Genomic DNA, 19,661 nt, shown 5'->3' with positions numbered 1-19,661 from the left:
CCCGCCCGGAGCCCGGGGCGGGGTGGCCTACACTGAGTCAGACGAGGGTGCGGGCGGGGCGGCCTCGACGTCGGCGGCCCGCCGCTCGCACTCCCGCGTCTTCTCGTGGTCCGGCCCGAGCACGCGGCGGAGGCGCGGGAGCAGGCGCGCGGCCCGGGCGCGGGCCGCCCCGCCCCGCCCGGCGCGGTCGAGGTTGGTGATCCAGCGGCGCTCGGCCGCGAGCGCCGTCGGGTGGTCCGGCCCGAGCGCACGGGCGAGCGTGGCGACGCCGTCGGCGACCTCGTCGAGCCCGCCGGCGTCGCCCTGGAGCAGGCGGATTTCGCCGAGCAAGAGGAGGCTGTTGCCCACCGAGGCGTGGTCCGGCCCGAGGTGCGCGCGGCGGCCGGCGAGCGCCTCGCGGTAGAGCGGCTCGGCGTCCGCGTAGCGGCCTTGCGTCTGGAGCGCCCACCCGAGGTGGCTCAGGCTCTGCGCCACGTGCGGGTGCGAGCGGCCCAGGAGCCCGCGGCGGACGGCGAGCGCCTCGCGGTGGGCGGCCGCCGCCCCGCCCACGTCGCCCAGGTCGGCGAGGGCCGCGCCGTAGTCGCTCAGCGACTGGGCCGTGAGGATGTGGGCGCCGAGCGCCCGCCGCCGCCCCTCGATGGCCCGACGGAAGAGCGGGGCGGCCTGGGCGGGGCGACCCGCCACGTGGTGGAGCGTAGCGAGCGCGCTGACCGAGGCGTACACCTCGGGGGCCTCGGCCCCGAGCGTCGCCTCGCGGATGGCGAGCGCCTCGCGGACGAACGGGACGCCGCCGTCGGGGTCGCCGGCCGCCCGGCGGAGGAGCCCGCGGCCCTCGATGGCCTCGGCCGCCGTCGGCGTCCGCCGCCCCTCGGCCGCCGTCTCCACGTCGAGGGCCGCCGCGTACAGCGAGTCGGCCGCGCCGTAGTCGCCCTGCGCGAAGGCGAGCCAGGCGAGGTGGTTGAGGCTCTCGGCCACCTCGCGGTGCGCGCGGCCGTAGAGCGCGCGGCGGGCGTCGAGCGCCCGCCGGAGCAGGCGGCCGGCGTCGTCGTAGCGGGCGTAGGTCTGGTAGATCTGGCCGACGTGGTCGTAGAGCCGGGCCTGGACCGCCGGTTCGCCGTCGAGGTCGGCCTCGACGCGGCGGACGGCGCGGTCGAGCACGTCGCCGGCGTCGAGCCGCTCGGCGCCGGCCTGGTTCGGGTCGAACTCGCCGAGGAGCCCGACCATGAACGCCGCCGCCCGCTCGGCCCGGTCCCGCTCGGCCGTCGCCACGCGGCCCTGCCAGACGGCGAGCGCGAGCCCGGCCGCCAGCACGAGCACGCCGGCCGCCGCCCCGCCCACGCCGAGCCGGTGGCGCCGGACGAACGAGCCCGCGCGGTACCGCACGGTGGCGGGCCGGGCCTCGACGGGGAGCCCGCTGCGGTGGCGGGCCACGTCGGCGGCGAGCGCCGCGGCCCCGTCGTAGCGCCGCTCGGGCTCCTTGCGGAGCGCCTTGAGCACGATCTGGTCGAGGTCGCCCGCGAGCCGGCGCGCGAGCCGCTCGGGCGCCCCGGGCGGGGCGGCTCGGGCCGGGGCGCCCTCGGGCGGGGCGGCGCGGACGGCCACGCTCGGGCGGGGCGGCGCGTCGCTGAGCACCGCCCGCTCGACGTCCGCGCGCGTGGCGCCGGCGTGGGGGCGCCGGCCCGTGAGCAGCTCGTAGAGCAGGGCGCCGAGGGCGTAGACGTCGGTCGCCGTCGTGACCGCCCCGCCCGCGACCTGCTCCGGCGCCGCGTAGGTCGGCGTCCGCGGGGCCGACCCGGCGACCGTCACGTCCGGGTCGTCGAGCGCCTTGGCGATCCCGAAGTCGAGGAGCTTGACGCAGGCCGCCCCGCCCCCGTCGCACACGAGCACGTTCGACGGCTTGAGGTCGCGGTGGACGACGAGCCGCGAGTGGGCGTACTGGACCGCCGCGCACACGTCGGCGAACAGGTCGAGCCGCGCCTCGACGCCCAGCCCGCGGCGGGCGGCGTAGTCCGTGATCGGCTCGCCCGCGGCCAGCTCCATCGCGAAGAAAGGCCGGCCGTCCGGGGCCAGGCCGCCGCCGTAGAGCCGGGCGATGCCCGGGTGGTCCAGCCGCGCCAGCGTCTGGCGCTCGGCGAGAAAGCGTCGGACGTCGCCGCCTCCGAAGCGGAGCACCTTGAGCGCGACGGTCCGCTCGAACGCGCCGTCGGCCCGGGCCGCCCGGTACACGACGCCCATCCCGCCCTCGCCGATGCGCGCCTCGACGCGGTACGGCCCGACGCGGGCGCCCGGCGCGAACACGTCGGGCGGGGCGATCCGGCGGACCGCGCGCTCGAAAAAGGCGCCGGCGCCGTCGTGGGCCGCCAGCAGCGACGCGACCTCGGCCCGGAGCGCGGCGTCGCCGCCGGCCTCGCGGTCGAGGAGCGCAGCGCGGGCGTCGCCGTCGAGGCCGAGCGCCCGGTCAAACAGGGCCTCGACGCGGAGCCAGCGGGCGCGGTCGGTGTCTGTGAGGGCGGGGTCCATGCGGGCGGGGCGGCTAGACGGGGTCCGAGAGCGCCCGGTAGAGCCACGCCCGCGCGAGCCGCCAGTCCCGCTGGACGGTCGCGGCCGAGACGCCGAGCGCGGCGGCCGTCTCGTCGACGCTCATCTCGCCGAAAAACCGGCACTCGACGACTCGCGCCTTCCGGCTGTCGAGGGCCGCCAGCTGATCGAGCGAGCGGTCGAGCGCGAGCACGTGGGCGTCCGGCGCCGCCCCGCCCCCGTCGGCCAGCGTCTCGGAGAGCTCGACGCGGGCGAGGCCGCCGCCCCGCTTCTGCGCCCCCTGCCGCCGGGCGTGGTCGACGAGCACGTGGCGCATGGCCTTGGCCGCGACGGCCAGAAAGTGGCTCCGCCCCTCGAAGTCCGACGAGCCGCCGCCGCCGGCCAGCCGGAGGTAGGCCTCGTGGACGAGCGCCGTCGTGTTCACGGTCTCGCACGACGGCCCCCGCCGGACGGCCCGGGCCAGCGCCCGGAGTTCCTCGTAGACGACCGGGAGCAGCCGGTCGAACGCGCCGCCGTCGCCCTCGCGGAGCGCCGCGAGCAGGCGGTCGACCTCGGCCGAGGAAGCGGGCGGAGACATAGGGGTGGAGCCGGTCCTGACGCCCGAAAGGTAGGTCATCAAACGCCTTACGCCACCCCGCCCCTCCACGCCGCCCGACGAGCCTGCGCGGGCGGGGCGGCTAGTTGGCCGAGAGGGCCGGCCCGGCGTCGGGGATGACGGTCACGTCCTGGACCGCGAACCACCCCTCGCCCTCCCCGCCCGCCGAGTTCTTGTACGGGACCGGCTCGCCGTCTGCCCCCCGCCCCGGCTCGATGCCGACGACGTAGACGAGGTCTTTGCGGATGTCCCGCCCCGCCCCGTCCTGGCCCACCACGACGCCGGCCGAGGCGTCGGCCACGCGGCCCTCGATGGCGGCCAGCAGCTGCCCCTCGCGCGTGTACAGGTGGACGCGGACGCGCTTGCCGATAAAGTCGTAGTCAGACACGGGCTCGCTCGGTAGGCCGGTGAGTCAATGGGTCAGAAAGTTGGCAGGTGCCCCGCCCGTGCGTGAGGGCGGGGTGGGCGGCTCCAGGATACCCCCCGGAACGGCCCCCACCCCGCCCACGCGAGCGGGGCGGGCACGCACGGATCTAGCGGGGTCCGCTGCCCTACGAATCCACCGGCTCACGCCAATGGCGGCCACGCGCGCTCCACGACGGCGCGGGCGTCGGCCTCGGGCGGGAGCGTCCCGAAGGCGAGGCCGCCGCCGCCCAGCCGCGCCGCGCAGAAGGCGTCGGCGACGGCGGGCGGAGCGTGGCGGACGAGGAGCGAGCCCTGGAGCCCCAGCGCGAGCGCCTCGACGAGCCGCCGCGCCTGTCCCTCCGCCCCGCCCGGGTCGGCCGCCGCCGCGGCCAGGTCGCGGGCGAGGCGCCCGGCGTGGGTGTCCAGGTGCCGGTTGCCGCCGCGCGCGAGGGCGATCTCGGCGAGCGCGGCCTCGACGGCCTCGGGCGCCTTCTGCGCCGTCCGCAGCACGTCGAGGCACTGGACGTTCCCCGAGCCCTCCCAGATCGCGTTGACCGGCACGTCGCGGTACAGGCGCGGCATGCCCGACTCCTCGACGTAGCCGTTCCCGCCCAGGCACTCGACGGCCTCGGCCACGCCCGCCGCGGCCCGCTTGGTCACCCAATACTTGGCGACGGCCGTGGCGAGCCGCGTGAACGGCGCCTCGGCCTCGCCGGCGTCGAACCCGCGCGCGAGGCGGAGCGCGAACGCCGTCGCCGCCTCGCTCTCGAGCGCGAGGTCGGCGAGCACGTTCTGCATCAGCGGCTGCTCGGCGAGCGGGCGCCCGAACACGTGCCGGTGCGCCGCGTGGTGGGCCGCCTCGGCGAGCGCCCGGCGGAGCGTGGCCGCGCTGCCCAGCGCGCAGTCCAGCCGCGTGTGGCGGACCATCTCGATGATCGTCGCCACGCCCCGCCCCTCCTCGCCCACGAGCCGCGCCCACGCCCCGTGCAGCTCGACCTCGGACGACGCGTTCGAGCGGTTGCCCAGCTTGTCCTTGAGCCGCTGGAGCCGGAGCGCGTTGACCTCGCCGTCGGGCGTGAACCGGGGGAGCCAGAAGCACGAGAGGCCGCCCGGCGCCTGCGCGAGCACCAGGAAGGCGTCGCTCATGGGCGCCGAGCAGAACCACTTGTGCCCCGTGATCCGATACGCCTCGCCCGGGCCGCCCCGCCCCTCGGGCTCGGCGCGCGTGACGTTGGCGCGGACGTCGGTCCCCCCCTGCCGCTCCGTCATCGCCATGCCGACCGTCGCGCCGCGCTTGTCGGGGGCGGGGCGGAAGCGCTCGTCGTAGTCGGTCGAGAGCAGGCGCGGCTCCCATTCGTCCGCAATCTCGGGCTGGAGCCGGAGCGTGGGGACGGCCGCGAACGTCATCGTGATGGGGCAGGTCGTCCCCTCGTCGGCCTGGTGGCGGAGCATGAGGGCCGCCCCACGCGCGACGTGGGCGCCCGGGCGCGGGTCGGTCCACGGGCGGCCCGCGAGCCCGGCCCCGATGCCCAGCCGCATGAGGTCGTGGTAGGCCGGGTGGAACTCGACGGTGTCCAGCCGCGCGCCGTAGCGGTCGTGCGTGCGCAGGACCGGCGGGTGATCATTCGCGAGCCGGCCCCACGTGAGCACCTCGGCGCTCCCGCACCGGGCGCCGAACGCGTCGACCTCGCCGTCGGCCCACCCCGCCCCCTCGCGGGCGACGGCCTCGCGCAGCGCGGCGTCCTGGGCGTACGGGTTGTAGTCCTCCAGCGGCGGCGGCTGGTTGAGGACGGCGCGGACGGGGTCGGGGGCGACGACGTGCATGGCTGGATGGAGGAGGTACTCGGTACAGGGTACTCGGTACGGCCGGGGCGCACCCGCTACTCTTCGTTTCGTGCCGCGTGCGGGCGGGGCGGCTCATACCAGTTTCGGAGGTTTGTGCCTCACCTGAGCCACCCCGCCCACCCACCACCCCTAGCCCCTCCTGGCTGCGCCGACCTGACGGTTGTCCAGGAGGGGGACTCCCCGGCCGGTCTCGGCGCCCGCCCCGCCCGGCACAGTAGCGGCTTGGCAGAGCACTCAGACCGAGCCCGTAGGTCGAACGGTCTCCCCCGCCCAAGCTCACGCGCCGACGAGTAGCCCCGGCCGCCGCCCCGGCCGCCGCCCCGGCCGCTACCAGCGTACGCGGGAGCCGCGCGTGTCGAGGTGGACGAACGGGCCACGGTGCGGGGCGGGGCCGTAGATGCCCACCCCGCCCACCAAGCGCGCGTTGTGGGGCACCGCCTCGACGCCGTCGGCGAGCGCCGCGAGCCACTCGGCGTCGGCCTGGTCCACGACGCCGTCGCCGTTGAGGTCGTCCATGCGGCCGTCGCCGTCCTCGTCGACGAAGACGTCGGCGGCGTCGCCGTAGAGGTGGCGGCTGTAGACCGTCGTGTTGCCGATGGCCGCGTTGTAGGCCGGCGTCCGGTAGCCGGACATGACGGTGAGGTCGCGGGCGGGAACGCCGGCCTCGTTCACGGCCGCCAGCAGGCGCTCCATCTTGATCAGGAGGTGCGGGCTGAGCGCGACGTACTTGGGCCACCCCGACGCCTGCTTCGCCAGGAAGTCGCCCAGCGTGAAGTTCGGCGAGACGGGCACGTCGCGCGTCTCGGCCGTCACGGCCACGAACCCGAGCGGCTCGTCGTAGGCCGAGTCGCCGCCCATCGGCTCGTCCTGGTAGTCGCCGATCTCGTACGCCCCGATCCGGTCCGTGGCGTGGTCGAACGGCGTCAGCGCGAGCGCCTGGAGCACGACGGCCTCCCCGCCCGCGTCCGCCACGCGGACCTGCGAGAGGCCCGGCGTGGGCGGGGCGGTCCAGGTCCACGCGCGCGGGCCGGTCCGCCGGATGGCCCCGCCCGAGGCCGTCGCCTCGGCCTCGCCGGCGACGTAGAGCGCTTCGAGCGCGAGCGTGTCGCCGGGCAGCACGACCACGGCGAGCGTGTCGAACGGGACGACGACGTCGCCGGCACGGACGGCGAACGCCGCCCCGCTCCCCAGGAGCCCGGGCGGGGCGGGGTCGGCCGGGGCCACGCGCGCCGGCAGCGCAGGCGGCGGCGGGGACGTCAGCGCGAACGCGACGGCGACGGCCACGAGCACGGCCACGACCGCGAACGCCGGGCGGAGCCGGCTCGCACGCCCCCCGGGCGGGGTGGCCGCCCCGCCCTCGGGCCGCGTAGAGCCGTCGGGCGCCGCGGCGGCGCGCTCTGCCGTCTCGTCTCGTGTCTCCTGTTCGCGTGCCACCGGTCCCTCTCGTTAGTTGATCTCGTCGTAGACGTCCTGGGCAAAGTGGACCGCCCCGCCCGCGTCGGCCCAGACGGGCAGGTAGACGATGTAGACCGGGATCTCCTCGTCGAGCACCACCTTTTCGCGGTCGCCCGTCGTCATGTTCTCGCGGACGCGGGCCTCGTCCCAGCCCTGCGGGCCGAGCACCCAGGCGCCGAACTCGGCCGGCCTCTCCAGGCGGATGCAGCCGTGGCTGAACGCGCGGTCGGCCTCCTCGAACAGGTGGTCGGCCGGCGTGTCGTGGAGGTAGACGGCGTGCTGGTTGGGGAACATGTACTTCACGAGCCCGAGCGCGTTGTCGGGGCCGGGCGTCTGGCGGATCCGGAGCTCGCCGTCCCCGACGCGCCGGAGGTTGGCCCACGTCATGGGGTAGACCTCCGCGTCGGCGTTGTAGTTCGCGGCGATCTCGAACCCCTTGCCTTCGAGGGCCGACGGCCCCTGCGACACCAGCTCCTCGCTCGCGATCGACGCCGGAACGCCCCAGTACGGGCGGAAGATGACGTGCTCCATCTTGTCGTGGAAGAGCGGCGTCTCGCGCCCGTCGTACGACGCGCCGACGACGACCTCCATCTGGAGCGCCTCGCGGCCGCCCTCGAACGCGCGCACCCGGAACTCGGGCACGTTGACGACCACGTAGCGGGCGTCCGGCCCGGTCGGGAAGGCGGGGAGCTCGTCCCACCGCGCGAGCGTGGACTGGATCTGCTCGACGCGCCGGTCCGCGCTCTCGTTGAGGGCCGCGCGCGTGTTGCCACCGAGGAGGCTGTCGACCGCGAGCCCGTGCGTCGCCTGGAACCGGGCGAGCGCGCCGACGAGGGCGCCGTCGTAGACGTCGCCGGCCGGGTCCGCCCCGCCCAACTCGCCCGACGCCGCGAGCCGGTCGCGGAGCGCCTGCACCTGCGTCGCCGCCGTGTCGCCGGGCTCGACGAGGTCGCCGTCGGGGACGGTCGACCAGCCGCCGCCCTGGGCGACCTGCTGGTACCGCGCGAGCGCCTCTTCGAGCCGCTGCCGGGCGGGAACGGTCGAGTCGGCCGGCGCCCCGCTCGCGGGCGCCGCCGTCGCCGGGGGCGGGGTGGCGGCGTAGGCCGGGTCGCCGCAGGCGACGAGGAGCAGGGTGAGGACGAGGACAGAGACGGCGGTGAGGCCGAAGAGCGTGAGTGACAGTCGGTTCATGTGGGGACGGAGGGGTGAGCCGCAGAGACAACGCAAACGGCGCGCCACGGATTGGCCCGGCGGGGGCACCCAGGGTTTCCCCCATGCCCCGCCCCCGCCCCGCCCCCGCCCGAACCCGAGCGGGCGGGGCGGGTTGGACCGGCCTCCCCTCCCGCCCCGCCCGACGCTCCCGCCATGCCCGCCGACGCCACCCCGCCCGACCCCAACCGCCGCCCGTCCGACGAGTCGCGCGCGCCCGAGGCCCGCGAGCCCGAAGCCGACCAGCAGGTGGAGGGCGTGGACCTGGAGCGCGACGCGGCCCCGGCCGCGACCGAGGTCGACGACGGCGAGGCCCGCGTCGCCGAGGCTGGCAACGCCTACGTCGGCCGACAGATGTCGGACCGCCTCAAGGCCAACCCCCGCGTCGAGGACGGCGACGAGGCGGTCGACGAGGACCCATCCACGCCAGAAGACGACTGACCGGGTAGTCCTCCTGCACCAGGGAGGCCGCGGGGCGGGGCGGTACGATGCGGCCCCTCTTCCACCCCGCCCGTGCCTGCTCCGCTGCTCCGCCCCGCCCCCGCCGGCCTCCTGGTTTTCGCCGTGTGCGCCCTCGCCGGGTGCACCCACATCCAGCCCGCCCCGCTCGCGTCCGCCGGCGGGCGGTCCGACGTCAACGACCGCGCCCGGACGGCAGACGCCACGGTCATCCTCGCGGGCGGGGAGCGCGTACGGGCGCGGGCGCTCCACCTCGCCCCCGACCTCGCCACGTGGACCGATCCCCAGACCGGGGCCGCCCGCTCGGCGCCCACGGCCGACCTCCTCTCCGTCCGCTTTGTTGACCGGGCGCGGGGCGGGGCGGAGGGGGCCGGGCTCGGCCTGCTCGCGGGCGCGGGCGTCGGGCTCGCCCTGAGCGCGCTCGTCGTCGCGAGCGGCGACACGGGTCCCCTCGAACCGGCCGAGGGGACGGCCCTGATCACGTCCGCCTTCGGCCTGATCGGCGCCGGCGTGGGCGCGGTCGGTGGCCTCGACCGAGGCTCGCAGGCGGTGTACCGCCCGGTTCCGGGCGCCGACTGACGCCGCCCACGGCGGGCAGGGCGGGGCGGTCGGTATCTTTGGGCTCCCCCCGACGCGCCCGCATGTACCTCAGCCGGCTCGAGCTCCACGGCTTCAAGAGCTTCGCCCAGAAGACGGCCGTGTCGTTCTCGCCGGGCGTGACGGCGATCGTCGGGCCGAACGGGTGTGGAAAGTCGAACGTGATCGACGCCGTGCGGTGGGTGCTCGGCGAGCAGCGCGCGCGGCTCCTGCGCAGCGAGTCGATGTCGGGCGTCATCTTCAACGGGGCCGCCGAGAAGCGGGCGCTCGGGATGGCCGAGGTCTCGCTGACGGTCGAGAACAACCGCGGTGTGCTCCCGACCGAGTACGCCGAGGTGACGGTCACGCGGCGGCTCTACCGCAACGGCGACTCGGACTACCTCCTCAACGGGACCGTCGTCCGCCTCCGCGACGTGCTCGACCTGTTCATGGACACGGGCATGGGCGCCGGGGCGTACTCGGTCATCGAGCTCTCGATGGTCGAGGACATCCTGAGCGAGAACGCCGACGACCGGCGACGGCTGTTCGAGGAGGCCGCCGGCGTGACCAAGTACAAGCGCCGCCGCGCCCAGGCCCTCCGCCGCCTCGACGCCACGCGCGCCGACCTCACGCGGCTGGACGACATCGTGGAGGAGGTCGAGAAGCAGGTCCGCTCGCTCTCGCGCCAGGCGCAGAAGGCGGCCCGCCACGAGCGGCTGGCGGGGCGGCTCCGGCGGATCGAGCTGGCGCTCGCCGCCCACGACGTGGCCCGCCTCCAGACCGAGCGCGACGCGCTCGACGCCAGCACGCGCGCCCAGCGAACCGAGGCCGAGGGGCTCGGCGCCCAGCTCGCTGGGGGCGAGGCCGACCTCGAAGCGGCCCGCGCCGCCCTCGTCGACCGCGAGGGCGAGATGGCCGACCGCGCCCGGGCGCTCCAGTCCCACGCCGAGACGGTGCAGCGGCTGGAGGCCGAGGCGCGCGTCGCCGCCGAGCGCCGTGACGCCGCCCGCCGTGCGCTCGACCGGATCGCCCGCGAACGCGAGGCCGACAAAACGCGCGCCCGCAACCTGGACGCCGAGCGTGAGCGGGCCGCCGCTCAGATCGAGGCCGCCGAGGGCGGGGTGGTCCAGACGCAGGCGGCCCTCGACGCCGCCCAGGCCGCCCGCGCCGAGGCCGCCGACCGGGCCGCCGCCGCGCGGCAGGCGCTCCAGTCCGCCCGCGCCGACGCCGGCGACGCCGCCCGCGCGCTCCGCGAGGCGCAGTCCGCCCGCGACCGCGCCGCCGACCGCCGCGCGTTTTTGGAGGCCGACCGCGAGCGTGCCCAGTCCGCCCGCGCCGCGCTCGCCGCCCCGCCCGCCGACGGCGCCGCCCCGCCCGAGGCCGCCCCGCCCGAGGCCGCCCCGCCCACCCCGCCCGATGACCTGGAGGCGGCCGAGGCGGAGCTTGAACGAGCCGGCGCCACGCTCGCCGAGCGCGTGGGTGCCCGGGACGCCGCGCGGGCCGCGTTCGACGCCGCGCAGGGCGCGCTCCAGGAGGCGCGCACGGCCCGCAACACGGCGCGCGCCGAGCTTGACCTGCTCCGCGCGTTCGTCGCCTCGGGCGAGGGCGCGGGCGGGGCGGTCGCCTTCCTGCGCGCGCAGGCGGGGTGGACGGCCCCGACCGTCGCCGACGTGGTCGGGGCGGACGAGGCCGACCGGCCCGCGCTCGACGCCGCGCTCGGCGCCTACGCCGACGCGCTCGTCGTCGGCACCGCCCGCGAGGCCGAGGCCGCCGTCCGCGCGCTCCGCGACGCCGACGAGGGCCGCGCCACGTTTTTCGTGCTGGACCGCGTAAAGGCGCCCGCCCCGCCCGCCGCCCCGCCCGGCGCGGTGCGGCTCCTCGACCGCGTCCGCGTGTCGGAGACCCGGTTCGAGCCACTCCTCGCCGCGCTCCTGGGCGACGTGTTCCTCGTCGACGCGCTCCCCGAGCGGGCGCCGCGGGCGGGGCGGCTCGTCACGCCGGACGGGGCGTGGGCCGATGGCCGGGCCGTCCACGGGGGGAGCCCGGCGACGCAGGAGGGGGCGGGGCGGTTCGGGGCGCGCGAGCGCCAGGACCGGGCAGCCGAGGCGCTGGACGCGGCCGAACGCGCCCTGGCGTCCGCCGAGTCCGCCGCGGCCGACGCCCGCGACGCGCGCGACCGCGCCGAGGCCGACCGAGCGGACGCCGAGCGCGCCCGCGACGCGGCGCGCGAGGACCGGGACGCGGCGCGCAGTGTCCGCGCCCGCGCCGCCGCCGCCGAGGCGGCGCGCGAGGCCGAGGCCGCCGCGCGGCGCGCCGAGGCCGCCCGCCTCGACCAGCGCGTGCAGGAGATCACGGACGCCCTCGGTGCGCTCCCCGCCCCGCCCGCCCTGGACGCGGCCGTCGCCGAGGCCGAGGGCGGGGCGGAAACGGCCGAGGCCGCGCGTGCCCGCGCCGAGGCGGCGGCCGACGACGCCGCGCGCGAGGGCGCCGCGGCCGAGGCGGCGTGGAGCGACGCCCGCCTCGCCCACGCCCGCGCGCAGTCGGCCGTCGAGGCGGCGCGCGCCGACCGCGACCGGGCCGCGCGGTCGCTGGACGAGGTCGCCCGGCGCCAGGCCGAGCGGGCCGCCGAGGCCGAGCGGCTGGAGGCGGGGCTCGCCACGGGCGACGCCGACGACGGCGGGCGGGGCGAGCGGATCGGCGCGCTCCGCCGCGAGACGGACGCGCTCCAGACCGCCGCGGCGGACGCCGAGAGGGCCGTGCTCGACGCCCGCGCCCGGATCGCCGACGGCGAGCGCGCGCTCCGCGACCTCCGCGCCGCCCGCGAGCGCGTGACGACGGCGCTCGCGGACGCCGAGCGGCGCCTCGTCGAGATCGCGACGCGGCAGGAGACGACGCTCGAACGGCTGGCCGACGAGCACGGCACGACGCTAGACGACGCCACGGACGAGCTCGACCGGCTGGGCGAGGAGGCCCCGTTCGAGCCAGCGGCGGCGCGCGCCGAGGTGCCCACGCTAAAGGAGAAAATCCGGGCGCTCGGGGCCGTCAACTCGCTCGCGCTCGAGAGCTACGAGGAGGAGCAGGACCGGCTCGAAACGCTGACCGCGCAGCGGGCCGACCTCGCCGGCGCCGAGGCGTCGCTGCTGGAGACGATCCGCGAGATCAACGAGACGGCGCGGCGCCGGTTCGACGAGACGTTCGGGGCCGTCCGCGAGGCGTTCCAGAAGATCTTTGCCGACCTCTTCGGCGGCGACGCGGCGGCCGACGTCCGCCTCGACGGCGACGACCCGCTGGAGGCGCCGGTCGCCATCACGGCGCGGCCGAAGGGGAAGCGGCCGGTCTCGCTGGCCCAGCTCTCGGGCGGCGAGAAGACGCTGACGGCGACGGCGCTCCTGTTCGCGATCTACCTCGTCAAGCCGTCCCCGTTCTGCATCCTCGACGAGGTCGACGCCCCGCTCGACGACGCCAACGTGGGCCGCTTTATGCGCCTCATCCGCTCGTTCGCGGACTCGACCCAGTTCATCCTCGTCACCCACAACAAGCTGACGATGGAGGCCGCCGACCGCATGTACGGCGTGACCATGCCGACGCCGGGCGTGAGCCGCCTCGTCGGCGTCCGCTTCGACGGCGGCGACGGGGCCGAGGTCGAGGCGGAGCCGGCGTGAGTCGGTGAGTCGGTAGGTCGAAAGATGCCCACCCCGCCCGCGCGGCACTGGGGGCGGGGCGGGGCGTTGTCCGATCGTTGTCCACCCCGCCCTCGCCCGCTGCGGGCGGGGCGGCGCTCTGGACCGGCCGACGCCCGGCGCCCCCGGTGCGTTACGTCGGCCTGCCCGGCCGGGTCTGCTCCATGAACCGGAGGACGTAGCCTGCGATCTCCGCCCCGCTCTTGTCCTGGAGAAAGTGCCCGCCCCGGACCTCAACGGCCGGGCCAGCGGTCGGGATCAAACGTTCAAAATGGCGAGCCACCCCGCCCAGGATCGGGTCCTGCGGCGACCACACGAGGAGCGCCGGCTTGTCCCACCGCGAGAGCGCCTCGCGCGCCGCCGTCATGTGGGCCGCCACTGGCCTTCCGGGCTCGGTGGGCACGAGGAGCGGCCACGCGACGGCACCGGCCTTCGAGGCGCGCGTCGGGAACGGGGCTGTGTACGCCGGGACGAACCGGCGCTGGCTGGCTGGCAGCGCGAGGCGCATGAGCGGCCCAACGGGCAGCCACGTCCGCACGACGCCCACGCCCGCTTTCCACGCGCGGAACGCCAGCGACGGCGTCTCCTCGCCGGTCGGCAGGAACGTGTTCATCACGACGAGCCGGGCCACGCGGTCGGGCACGTCGAGCGCGGCGGTTGGCAGCCCCACCAGCCCGCCCCAGTCTTGAACCACGAGCGTGACGCCGCGGAGGTCGAGCGCCTCCATCACGCCGAGCAGCGTCCGCCGGTGGAGCTCGTAGGTGTAGGCGCCGACGCTGGTCAGCTTGTCGCTCCGCCCGAACCCGACGAAGTCGAACGCGACCACCCGGTGCCCGGCGGCCACGAGCGGCGGGATCATCCGGCGGTAGAGGTAGCTCCACGAGGGCTCGCCGTGGAGCAGGAGGACGGTCTCGGCCGCGTCGCGCGGCCCCTCGTCGACGACGTGGATCGAGAGCGGGATGGGCGCGCCGGGCAAGCCGTCTAGCGTGAGGTACGTCGGAGTGAACGGCCACTCGGGGAGCCCAGCGAACCGGGCATCGGGCGTGCGGACGACGGGGGCGGGGTGGGGCATCGGGAAGGCGGAAGGCGGAAGGCGGAAGGCGGAAGGCGGAAGGCGGAAGGCGGAAGGCGGAAGGCAAGATGCGCCACCCCGCCGGCGACGTGGGCGGGGCGGGCACCGTAGGGGCGACCGGCGGTCGCCTGTCCGGGCACGGCGCGTGATGCTGGGCGAGGCGGCATCGGGCGGGGCGGTGGCATCCCGGACCGTCCCGCCCTCGTCGTCCACCACCCCTATCCCCTCCTGGCTGCGCCGACGCTGCGCGGTGGCCAGGAGGGGGACTGCCGCCGCTCGCGGCCCGCGTCGGCGTCCACTTCCACCGCCCCGCCCAGGTATAAACGGGCGGGGCGGAACAAATCCAGCGCCACCCCGCCCACTTTCCACTTTCCACTTTCCACTTTCCACTTTCCACTTTCCACTTTCCACTTTCCACTTTCCACTTTCCACTTTCCATGCCCGACACCATCTTCGACCAGATCGTCCGCGGCGAGGCGCCGGCCCACCGCGTGTGGGAGGACGACGGCTTCCTCGCATTCCTCGACACGCGGCCCTCGCGGCCCGGCCACGTCCTGCTGATCCCGAAAGAGGTCCCCGACGACGGGGGCGACGACGTGTTCGCGCTCCCGCCCGACGTCTACGCGGCGCTGTGGGAGCGGGCGCGGCGCCTCGCCGGCCCGATCCGCGAGGCGATGGACGCCCGCCGCGTCGGGGCCGTCGTCGAGGGGTTCGGCGTGGCCCACGCGCACGTTCACCTGATCCCGCTCGACGACGTGGGCGACTTGGCGCCGCAGGCGGAGGAGCCGGTCTCGCACGGCGAGCTGGCAGCGGTCGCGGCGAGACTCCGGGCGGCCGTCGAGGCGGCGGGCGTGTAACACGACGGGCGGGCTGTCGGGGCCAAGAGTCTGCGGGGGCGGCACCCGAGCGCGCGCCGCCCGTTCCGGCCCCATGCTCGCCAAGACCGCCGCCCCGCCCCCGAACGCCTCTCCCGGCGCCATCCCCGTCGCCCGGCCGGCGCGGCGGCGGTTCCGCCAGACGCGGGCGTACGCGGCGGCGCTCCGCGTGGCCCTCAGCTACCTCTGGTTCGACGCCGTCGCCCGCGTCCGCGGACCGCGGTGGGCGGGGCGGCGTCGGACCGCGCTCCACCGGCGGAACGGGCGCCGCGTGCGCGAGGCCGTCCTGCGGCTGCGGGGCCTGTTCATCAAGGCGGGCCAGCTGGCGAGCGTGCTCACGCAGCTTCTCCCCGAGCCCTTCCGCGAGGAGCTGGAGGGGCTGCAGGACCGGGTGCCCGCCGGACCGCCCGACGCCGTGCGCGCGCGCATCCGCGAGGAGCTGGGGGACGAGCCCGAGGCGCTGTTCGCGTCGTTTGGCGACGCGCCCGTTGCGAGCGCGTCGCTCGCCCAGGTCCACCGCGCGCGGATGCCGGACGGGCGCGACGTGGCCGTCAAGGTCCAGCACGTCGACATCGAGGCGATCGCCCGGATCGACTTGAAGGCCATCGAGACGATCCTGCGCGTCGTCGGGCGGTGGTTCGGGGTCCGCGGGCTCCGCGAGCAGTTCCGGGAGATCGAGTCGGCAGTCCTGGCCGAGCTCGACTTTGAGCAGGAGGCGGCGTCGGCCGAGGCCATCGGCGCCGTGCTCGGGCCGGGCGTCTCGGTGCCGGCCGTCGTCCGTGAGCGGTCGACGCGGCGCGTGCTGACGACCGAGTATGTGGACGCCGTCAAGGCTGGCGACCTGGCAGCGCTCGACGCGGCCGGCGTCGACCGTGCGGCGCTCGCCGAGCGGATCCTCGACGCCTACGGCGGGATGATCTTCCGCGACGGGCTCTACCACGCCGACCCGCACCCGGGTAACCTCCTGGTCCAGCCCCTCCCCGCCCCGCCCGCGAGCGACCAAGCTGACGCCACCCCGCCCGACGCCGCCCCGCCCTCGGGCGACGGATCGGCGGGCGACGCACCGGGTCCGCTCTCCCCCACCCCGCCCCCGGCCGGCGAGCGGGGAGGCGAGGCGCCCAGCCCCCTCCCGGCCGACCCGCCCGCTGTCGGCGAGGGAGACGCGGGCGGGGCGGCCTCGTCGGGGGCGGGGCGGCCCTTCGAGCTCGTGTTCCTCGACTTCGGCGCCGTCGCCCGGCTCACGCCCGAGATGCGGAGCGGGTTGGCGGAGATGATCGCGGGCGTCCTGGCCCGCGACGCGGGCCGCGTGACGGCGGCGCTCGGGCTCATGGGGTTCGTGGCCGAGCGCGGGCGGGGCGGGGCGGCCGACGCCGCCGTGCTCGCCCTCGTCGAGCGGGTCCACGAGCGCGTGCTCCAGGGCGTCGACCCCGACGCGTTCCGCCTGGGCGACCTCACGCTCGAGTTCGCGATGGAGACCCACGCCGACACGTTCGGCGACATGGCCGACCTCGGCGTCTCGGTCGGCGACCTCGCCAGCGCCTTCCGCGTGCCGCGCGACTGGATCCTGCTGGAGCGGACGGCGCTCCTCCTCATCGGCCTGTGCACGACGCTGGACCCGGACGCCAACCCGCTCCGCGTGCTCCGCCCCCACATCGAGCCGCTCGTCGGAGACCTCGACGTGGGCGGGGTGGCGGCCGACCGCGCGCAGAGCGCCCTGCGGACGGCGCTCGCCCTCCCCGCCCGCCTCGACCGCGTGCTCACGGCGGCCGAGGCCGGCACGCTCGCCGTCCGCGCGCCCGACGCGCTCCGGGCGGCGGACCGCGTCTACGCCGGGCTCCGCCAGGTGGCCTACGCCGTCGGCGCGACGGGCGCGGGCGGGGTGGCGTACGCGGCGCACGTCGGGGGCGAGGGCGGCCTCGCGCTGGGGCTCGGCGTCCTGAGCGGGGCGTGCGCGCTCGGCGCGCTGGGCTCGGCGCTGAGGGAGCGCCGGCGGGCGGGGTGAGGCAACGGCGGCGTCCCGACCGTGTCTTGGAAGGACCACCCCGCCCCGCTCGCCATGCTCCTCGTTCCCTTTTCCGTGCTCCTCGTTGTGATCGCCGCGGCCGCCGTCGTTGCCAGCCCCGCCCTCCGGCAGCCGCGGCGGCCCTACGCCTGGCAGACGGGGCAGAGGTACGTCGCCCGGTCATAGGGCGGCAGGCGCACGAGCTCGACCGGCGTCCCGCACACGAGGCACGGCTTCCCCTTCCGCTGGTACACCCAGTGCGTCTCGCCCCGCTCCTGCATCGCGGGCGGGGTGGTCTGCGTCCGCCCCCACCGCGTCGTCCCGTCCCACATCATCGGGTGGACCGTGCCCCACAGGGCGCCGAGCTCGGCGTCGGTCACGCTCTGGGCGGGGCGGCACGGGTCGACGCCGGCCAGGAACAGGCCCTCGCTCGCGTAGATGTTGCCGACGCCAGCCACCATCGTCTGGTCCAGGATCACCGGATTGACGGGATCCCCGCCCCGCCCGCGGATGCGGCGCGCGGCCTCGGCGCGGTCGAAGGTCCCGCCCCGCTCCAGGGCGTCGGTCGGCGCCATGATGTCGGGGCCGAGCGCGTTCAGCCGCTCGTGGTGCTCCAGCTCGTCCAGCGCGAGCAGCCCGACTTCGGCATCTGGACGTGCACGAGCGGCCGGCCCACGGGCGGGGCCAGCCGGCGCGCCCACCGGATGACGGCGTGGCCCTCAGCCACCGCCCCGCCCGCCGCGCTCGACGGTCGCCACGCGGTCGGCGTCGCGGACGCCGCGCAGGAGGCCGGCTTCGAGCGCTGGCCCGTCGGGGTCGCCGTGGAGCACCGAGATGTCGCCGGTCGTCTCGAAGACGACGGCCCGGACCTGGTCGAGCGTGAGCACGTTCGCCTCGCGGAGCTTGCCCCGGAGGTCGGCCTTGGTCACGCGCGCCCGCTTGAGGTTGTCCTCCAGGACTTCGGCGCCGGCCATGAGCACGAGCGGCTCGTTGTCGAGGACCGAGAGCCCATGCCGGCGGCCCCACGACACGGCCGCCTGGAGCGCGAACAGCGCCGCGAGCGCGACGACGCCCTGGAGCAGCGGCGGGCTCTGGTTGAGGAGCGTCGACGCGAGCACGGCGCCGGTCGTGATCGTGAGCGCGAAGTCCACGCTCGTCATCTTCGAGAAGCTCCGGAGTCCCACGAGCCGGACGAGCACCACGAGCGCGACGTAGACGCCAAGCGTCGAGAGCACGACGGCGAGGAGGCTCTGGGGGGAGGCGACGAACCAATCGGCCATGCGGGGCGGGGAGGCAAAGCGGGCGGGGAGGCCGGAGGGTACCACCGCCCCGCCCGCGTTTGGCGGGCGGGGCGGGGCGGGGGGCTACGCGTCCGGGACGTGGGCGTCGGGCTCGAACCCGAGCGCGTCGAGGACGCCGTTGAACACGTCCGGCGGGAGGTGGCCGCCCGAGGCCTGGTCGTGGCCGTGGCCCCAGCGCCCGTTCCACGCGCCCGTGTCGATGGCCTGGTACACCTCGGGGAGCGAGACGTCGGTCCGCGACGACCGGGTCGAGAACGCGACGAGCCCGTCGAGGTAGCCCGTGTTCGCGCAGATCACGGGGTACCCCTTCAGCCGCCCCCGCCACTGCTGCGCGATGAGCGGGTGGACCTGCGCCGGGCTGTGCACGCGGACGAGCGCGAACCGGAGGTCGTCGGGCGCCACCCCGCCCTGGGCGGGGCGGTCCGAGAAGACGGGCGCCGCCTTGCGGGCCTCGGCGACCTCAGCCTTGACCACGTCGCGGGCCTCGCGGAGCCGCTCGGCCTCGGGCGTCTCGGCCGTCGCCAGCGCCTTCGGCCCGTCGAACGTCATGAGCGCGTCGAGCGCCGCCTGCGCGTCGAACGTGGGCGCGCGGCGGGCGGCGTTCACGAGGACGACGGTCTCCTTCAGCCACTTGGCCGTGTGGCGCGTTTTGGCGTCGGCCAGGAGCGGCCACGGCGCCTTCTCGCCCAGGTCCGAGATCACGCCGACGGCGGCGATCCAGTCCAGCTCGCGGAACTCGTCGACGTCCGGCGCGGCCCCCTCCAGCAGCTCGTAGGCCAGCCACGCCGAGCACGGGATGGGGTCCCAGTCGTAGCCGCTCACGACCGCCCCGCCCTCAGGCTCGCCGCTCGGCCGGTGGTGGTCGACGTAGAGGACGGGCACGCCGTCGGCCTCCAGCGTGCCCCGCTCGTTCACGCCCAGGTCGGTCACGACGAGCGCGTCGGGCGCGAGAGCGCGGAGCCGGTCGCGGGCCTCGTCCGAGAACGCCGACTCGCTCCGCCCCGACGGCACGACCACCACGTCCTCGAACCCGAGCAGCGGGAGGCCGCGCCCGAAGAGCGCGCCGGCGCCCAGCCCGTCGGCGTCGAAGTGGCAGAACACAACGGTCCGCCCCGCCCGGTCGACGCGGCCGAGCCAGTCCCGGAACGTGGTCTGGGCGGCGGCGAGTTGTTGGTCGAACGTCATGGGCGGGGCGGCGGTGGGCGGGGCGGTCGTCACGGGGCCTCCGTCTACCTCTCAAGGCCGGACCGGCTCCGGCCTTCCGGCACTGGGTGGCTCCCGGTCAAGTAGCGAGTCCTGCGGGTTGGTGAAACAGGGCGTGGAGGGGGTCCATGTTCAGGTACCAGCGGCCCAGTCCTCCGAGACTCGGTGAGGGACAGCATCTCGCGCACTCGGGAAATGCGGATCTGCTCGATGTGATCGGCGGTGGTCGTGAGCGCGCAGCCGTAGTGGCCGTCCCGCTCGCCGCGTCGGCGCTCGGTCCGCTCGCGGTGCTCGGCTCGGAGCTGGGTCGTCATCTCCTCTTCCATGACCTGCTCCAGCACGTCCTTGAGGCGTCGCGGACGCGGCCTTCGAGGGAGGCGGTGGCCTCGTTGGCGAAGTCGTCGTGGGCCATCATCGGCTGGGATGGCTGAACCCACAAGACTCGC

16 protein-coding genes and 1 pseudogene are annotated in these 19,661 nt (G+C 76.5%); 6 read left to right on the top strand and 11 right to left on the bottom strand.

Annotated features, from left to right (window positions below; genetic code table 11):
• Positions 1–27: 27 nt before the first annotated feature.
• From RM540_RS04160 to RM540_RS04135, 6 genes are all read right to left on the bottom strand, one after another.
• Positions 28–2,520 (bottom strand): serine/threonine-protein kinase, encoded by a 2,493-nt coding sequence (locus tag RM540_RS04160; RefSeq protein WP_311662271.1) that lies wholly within the window; start codon positions 2,518–2,520, stop codon positions 28–30.
• 13 nt (positions 2,521–2,533) lie between these two features.
• Positions 2,534–3,115: a sigma-70 family RNA polymerase sigma factor gene (locus tag RM540_RS04155; protein ID WP_311662270.1), complete on the bottom strand. Its 582-nt coding sequence runs from the start codon at positions 3,113–3,115 to the stop codon at positions 2,534–2,536.
• Positions 3,116–3,215: 100 nt separating this feature from the next.
• On the bottom strand, positions 3,216–3,521 hold the full coding sequence (locus tag RM540_RS04150; protein ID WP_311662269.1) for a hypothetical protein: 306 nt from the start codon (positions 3,519–3,521) through the stop codon (positions 3,216–3,218).
• 179 nt (positions 3,522–3,700) lie between these two features.
• Positions 3,701–5,362, bottom strand: a complete 1,662-nt coding sequence (locus tag RM540_RS04145) for an isovaleryl-CoA dehydrogenase (RefSeq protein WP_311662268.1) — start codon at positions 5,360–5,362, stop codon at positions 3,701–3,703.
• A gap of 348 nt (positions 5,363–5,710) precedes the next feature.
• Positions 5,711–6,817 (bottom strand): D-Ala-D-Ala carboxypeptidase family metallohydrolase, encoded by a 1,107-nt coding sequence (locus RM540_RS04140; RefSeq protein WP_311662267.1) that lies wholly within the window; start codon positions 6,815–6,817, stop codon positions 5,711–5,713.
• Between the two features lie 12 nt (positions 6,818–6,829).
• A complete protein-coding gene (locus RM540_RS04135) occupies positions 6,830–8,029 on the bottom strand; it encodes a L,D-transpeptidase family protein (RefSeq protein WP_311662266.1) in 1,200 nt (399 codons plus the stop codon).
• 174 nt (positions 8,030–8,203) lie between these two features.
• Here RM540_RS04135 and RM540_RS04130 point away from each other — a divergent pair, with 174 nt between their 5' ends.
• From RM540_RS04130 to smc, 3 genes are all read left to right on the top strand, one after another.
• On the top strand, positions 8,204–8,488 hold the full coding sequence (locus tag RM540_RS04130; protein ID WP_311662265.1) for a hypothetical protein: 285 nt from the start codon (positions 8,204–8,206) through the stop codon (positions 8,486–8,488).
• Between the two features lie 72 nt (positions 8,489–8,560).
• The gene (locus RM540_RS04125; protein WP_311662264.1) at positions 8,561–9,085 is read left to right on the top strand and encodes a hypothetical protein; all 525 of its coding nucleotides are present in this window, start codon (positions 8,561–8,563) and stop codon (positions 9,083–9,085) included.
• Between the two features lie 62 nt (positions 9,086–9,147).
• Positions 9,148–12,744, top strand: coding sequence for a chromosome segregation protein SMC (gene smc, locus RM540_RS04120; protein WP_311662263.1), 3,597 nt, complete (start codon positions 9,148–9,150; stop codon positions 12,742–12,744).
• A 151-nt stretch (positions 12,745–12,895) separates the two neighbouring features.
• On the opposite strand, the gene RM540_RS04115 is transcribed toward smc, so the two are convergent.
• Positions 12,896–13,834 (bottom strand): haloalkane dehalogenase, encoded by a 939-nt coding sequence (locus RM540_RS04115; protein ID WP_311662262.1) that lies wholly within the window; start codon positions 13,832–13,834, stop codon positions 12,896–12,898.
• 437 nt (positions 13,835–14,271) lie between these two features.
• Here RM540_RS04115 and RM540_RS04110 point away from each other — a divergent pair, with 437 nt between their 5' ends.
• The 3 genes from RM540_RS04110 to RM540_RS04100 all read left to right on the top strand — a co-directional run bounded on the left by RM540_RS04110 (position 14,272) and on the right by RM540_RS04100 (position 16,897).
• Entirely contained in the window at positions 14,272–14,691 is a 420-nt protein-coding gene (locus RM540_RS04110) for an HIT family protein (protein ID WP_311662261.1), read from the top strand.
• 73 nt (positions 14,692–14,764) lie between these two features.
• A complete protein-coding gene (locus RM540_RS04105; RefSeq protein WP_311662260.1) occupies positions 14,765–16,711 on the top strand; it encodes an ABC1 kinase family protein in 1,947 nt (648 codons plus the stop codon).
• Positions 16,712–16,732: 21 nt separating this feature from the next.
• Entirely contained in the window at positions 16,733–16,897 is a 165-nt protein-coding gene (locus RM540_RS04100) for a hypothetical protein (RefSeq protein ID WP_311662259.1), read from the top strand.
• On the opposite strand, the gene RM540_RS04095 is transcribed toward RM540_RS04100, so the two are convergent.
• The 4 genes and pseudogenes from RM540_RS04095 to RM540_RS16480 all read right to left on the bottom strand — a co-directional run.
• Positions 16,855–17,412 carry an Fpg/Nei family DNA glycosylase gene (locus tag RM540_RS04095; protein ID WP_311662258.1) on the bottom strand — a complete coding sequence of 186 codons (558 nt, stop codon included), beginning with the start codon at positions 17,410–17,412 and terminating at the stop codon, positions 16,855–16,857. The genes RM540_RS04100 and RM540_RS04095 overlap by 43 nt on opposite strands.
• Before the next feature lie 18 nt (positions 17,413–17,430).
• Positions 17,431–17,991, bottom strand: a complete 561-nt coding sequence (locus RM540_RS04090) for a DUF421 domain-containing protein (protein WP_311662257.1) — start codon at positions 17,989–17,991, stop codon at positions 17,431–17,433.
• Between the two features lie 84 nt (positions 17,992–18,075).
• Complete coding sequence (locus tag RM540_RS04085) at positions 18,076–19,197, bottom strand: DHH family phosphoesterase (protein ID WP_311662256.1); 1,122 nt, start codon at positions 19,195–19,197, stop codon at positions 18,076–18,078.
• 158 nt (positions 19,198–19,355) lie between these two features.
• Positions 19,356–19,630 (bottom strand): annotated as a pseudogene (locus tag RM540_RS16480) (transposase); the annotation flags it as partial.
• Positions 19,631–19,661: the final 31 nt, after the last annotated feature.

It is taken from the genome of Rubrivirga litoralis (genome assembly GCF_031846415.1).
Classification (GTDB): Bacteria; Bacteroidota; Rhodothermia; order Rhodothermales; family Rubricoccaceae; genus Rubrivirga; species Rubrivirga litoralis.
This window is presented reverse-complemented; position numbering and strand designations above follow the sequence as displayed.

Excerpts from the sequence above, each read along its gene's own strand:
- RM540_RS04160 (WP_311662271.1), bottom strand. The coding sequence starts at position 2,520 with ATGGACCCCGCCCTCACAGACACCGACCGCGCCCGCTGGCTCCGCGTC.
- RM540_RS04155 (WP_311662270.1), bottom strand. The coding sequence starts at position 3,115 with ATGTCTCCGCCCGCTTCCTCGGCCGAGGTCGACCGCCTGCTCGCGGCG.
- RM540_RS04145 (WP_311662268.1), bottom strand. The coding sequence starts at position 5,362 with ATGCACGTCGTCGCCCCCGACCCCGTCCGCGCCGTCCTCAACCAGCCG.
- RM540_RS04135 (WP_311662266.1), bottom strand. The coding sequence starts at position 8,029 with ATGAACCGACTGTCACTCACGCTCTTCGGCCTCACCGCCGTCTCTGTC.
- RM540_RS04130 (WP_311662265.1), top strand. The coding sequence starts at position 8,204 with ATGCCCGCCGACGCCACCCCGCCCGACCCCAACCGCCGCCCGTCCGAC.
- smc (WP_311662263.1), top strand. The coding sequence starts at position 9,148 with ATGTACCTCAGCCGGCTCGAGCTCCACGGCTTCAAGAGCTTCGCCCAG.
- RM540_RS04115 (WP_311662262.1), bottom strand. The coding sequence starts at position 13,834 with ATGCCCCACCCCGCCCCCGTCGTCCGCACGCCCGATGCCCGGTTCGCT.
- RM540_RS04110 (WP_311662261.1), top strand. The coding sequence starts at position 14,272 with ATGCCCGACACCATCTTCGACCAGATCGTCCGCGGCGAGGCGCCGGCC.
- RM540_RS04105 (WP_311662260.1), top strand. The coding sequence starts at position 14,765 with ATGCTCGCCAAGACCGCCGCCCCGCCCCCGAACGCCTCTCCCGGCGCC.
- RM540_RS04090 (WP_311662257.1), bottom strand. The coding sequence starts at position 17,991 with ATGGCCGATTGGTTCGTCGCCTCCCCCCAGAGCCTCCTCGCCGTCGTG.
- RM540_RS04085 (WP_311662256.1), bottom strand. The coding sequence starts at position 19,197 with ATGACGTTCGACCAACAACTCGCCGCCGCCCAGACCACGTTCCGGGAC.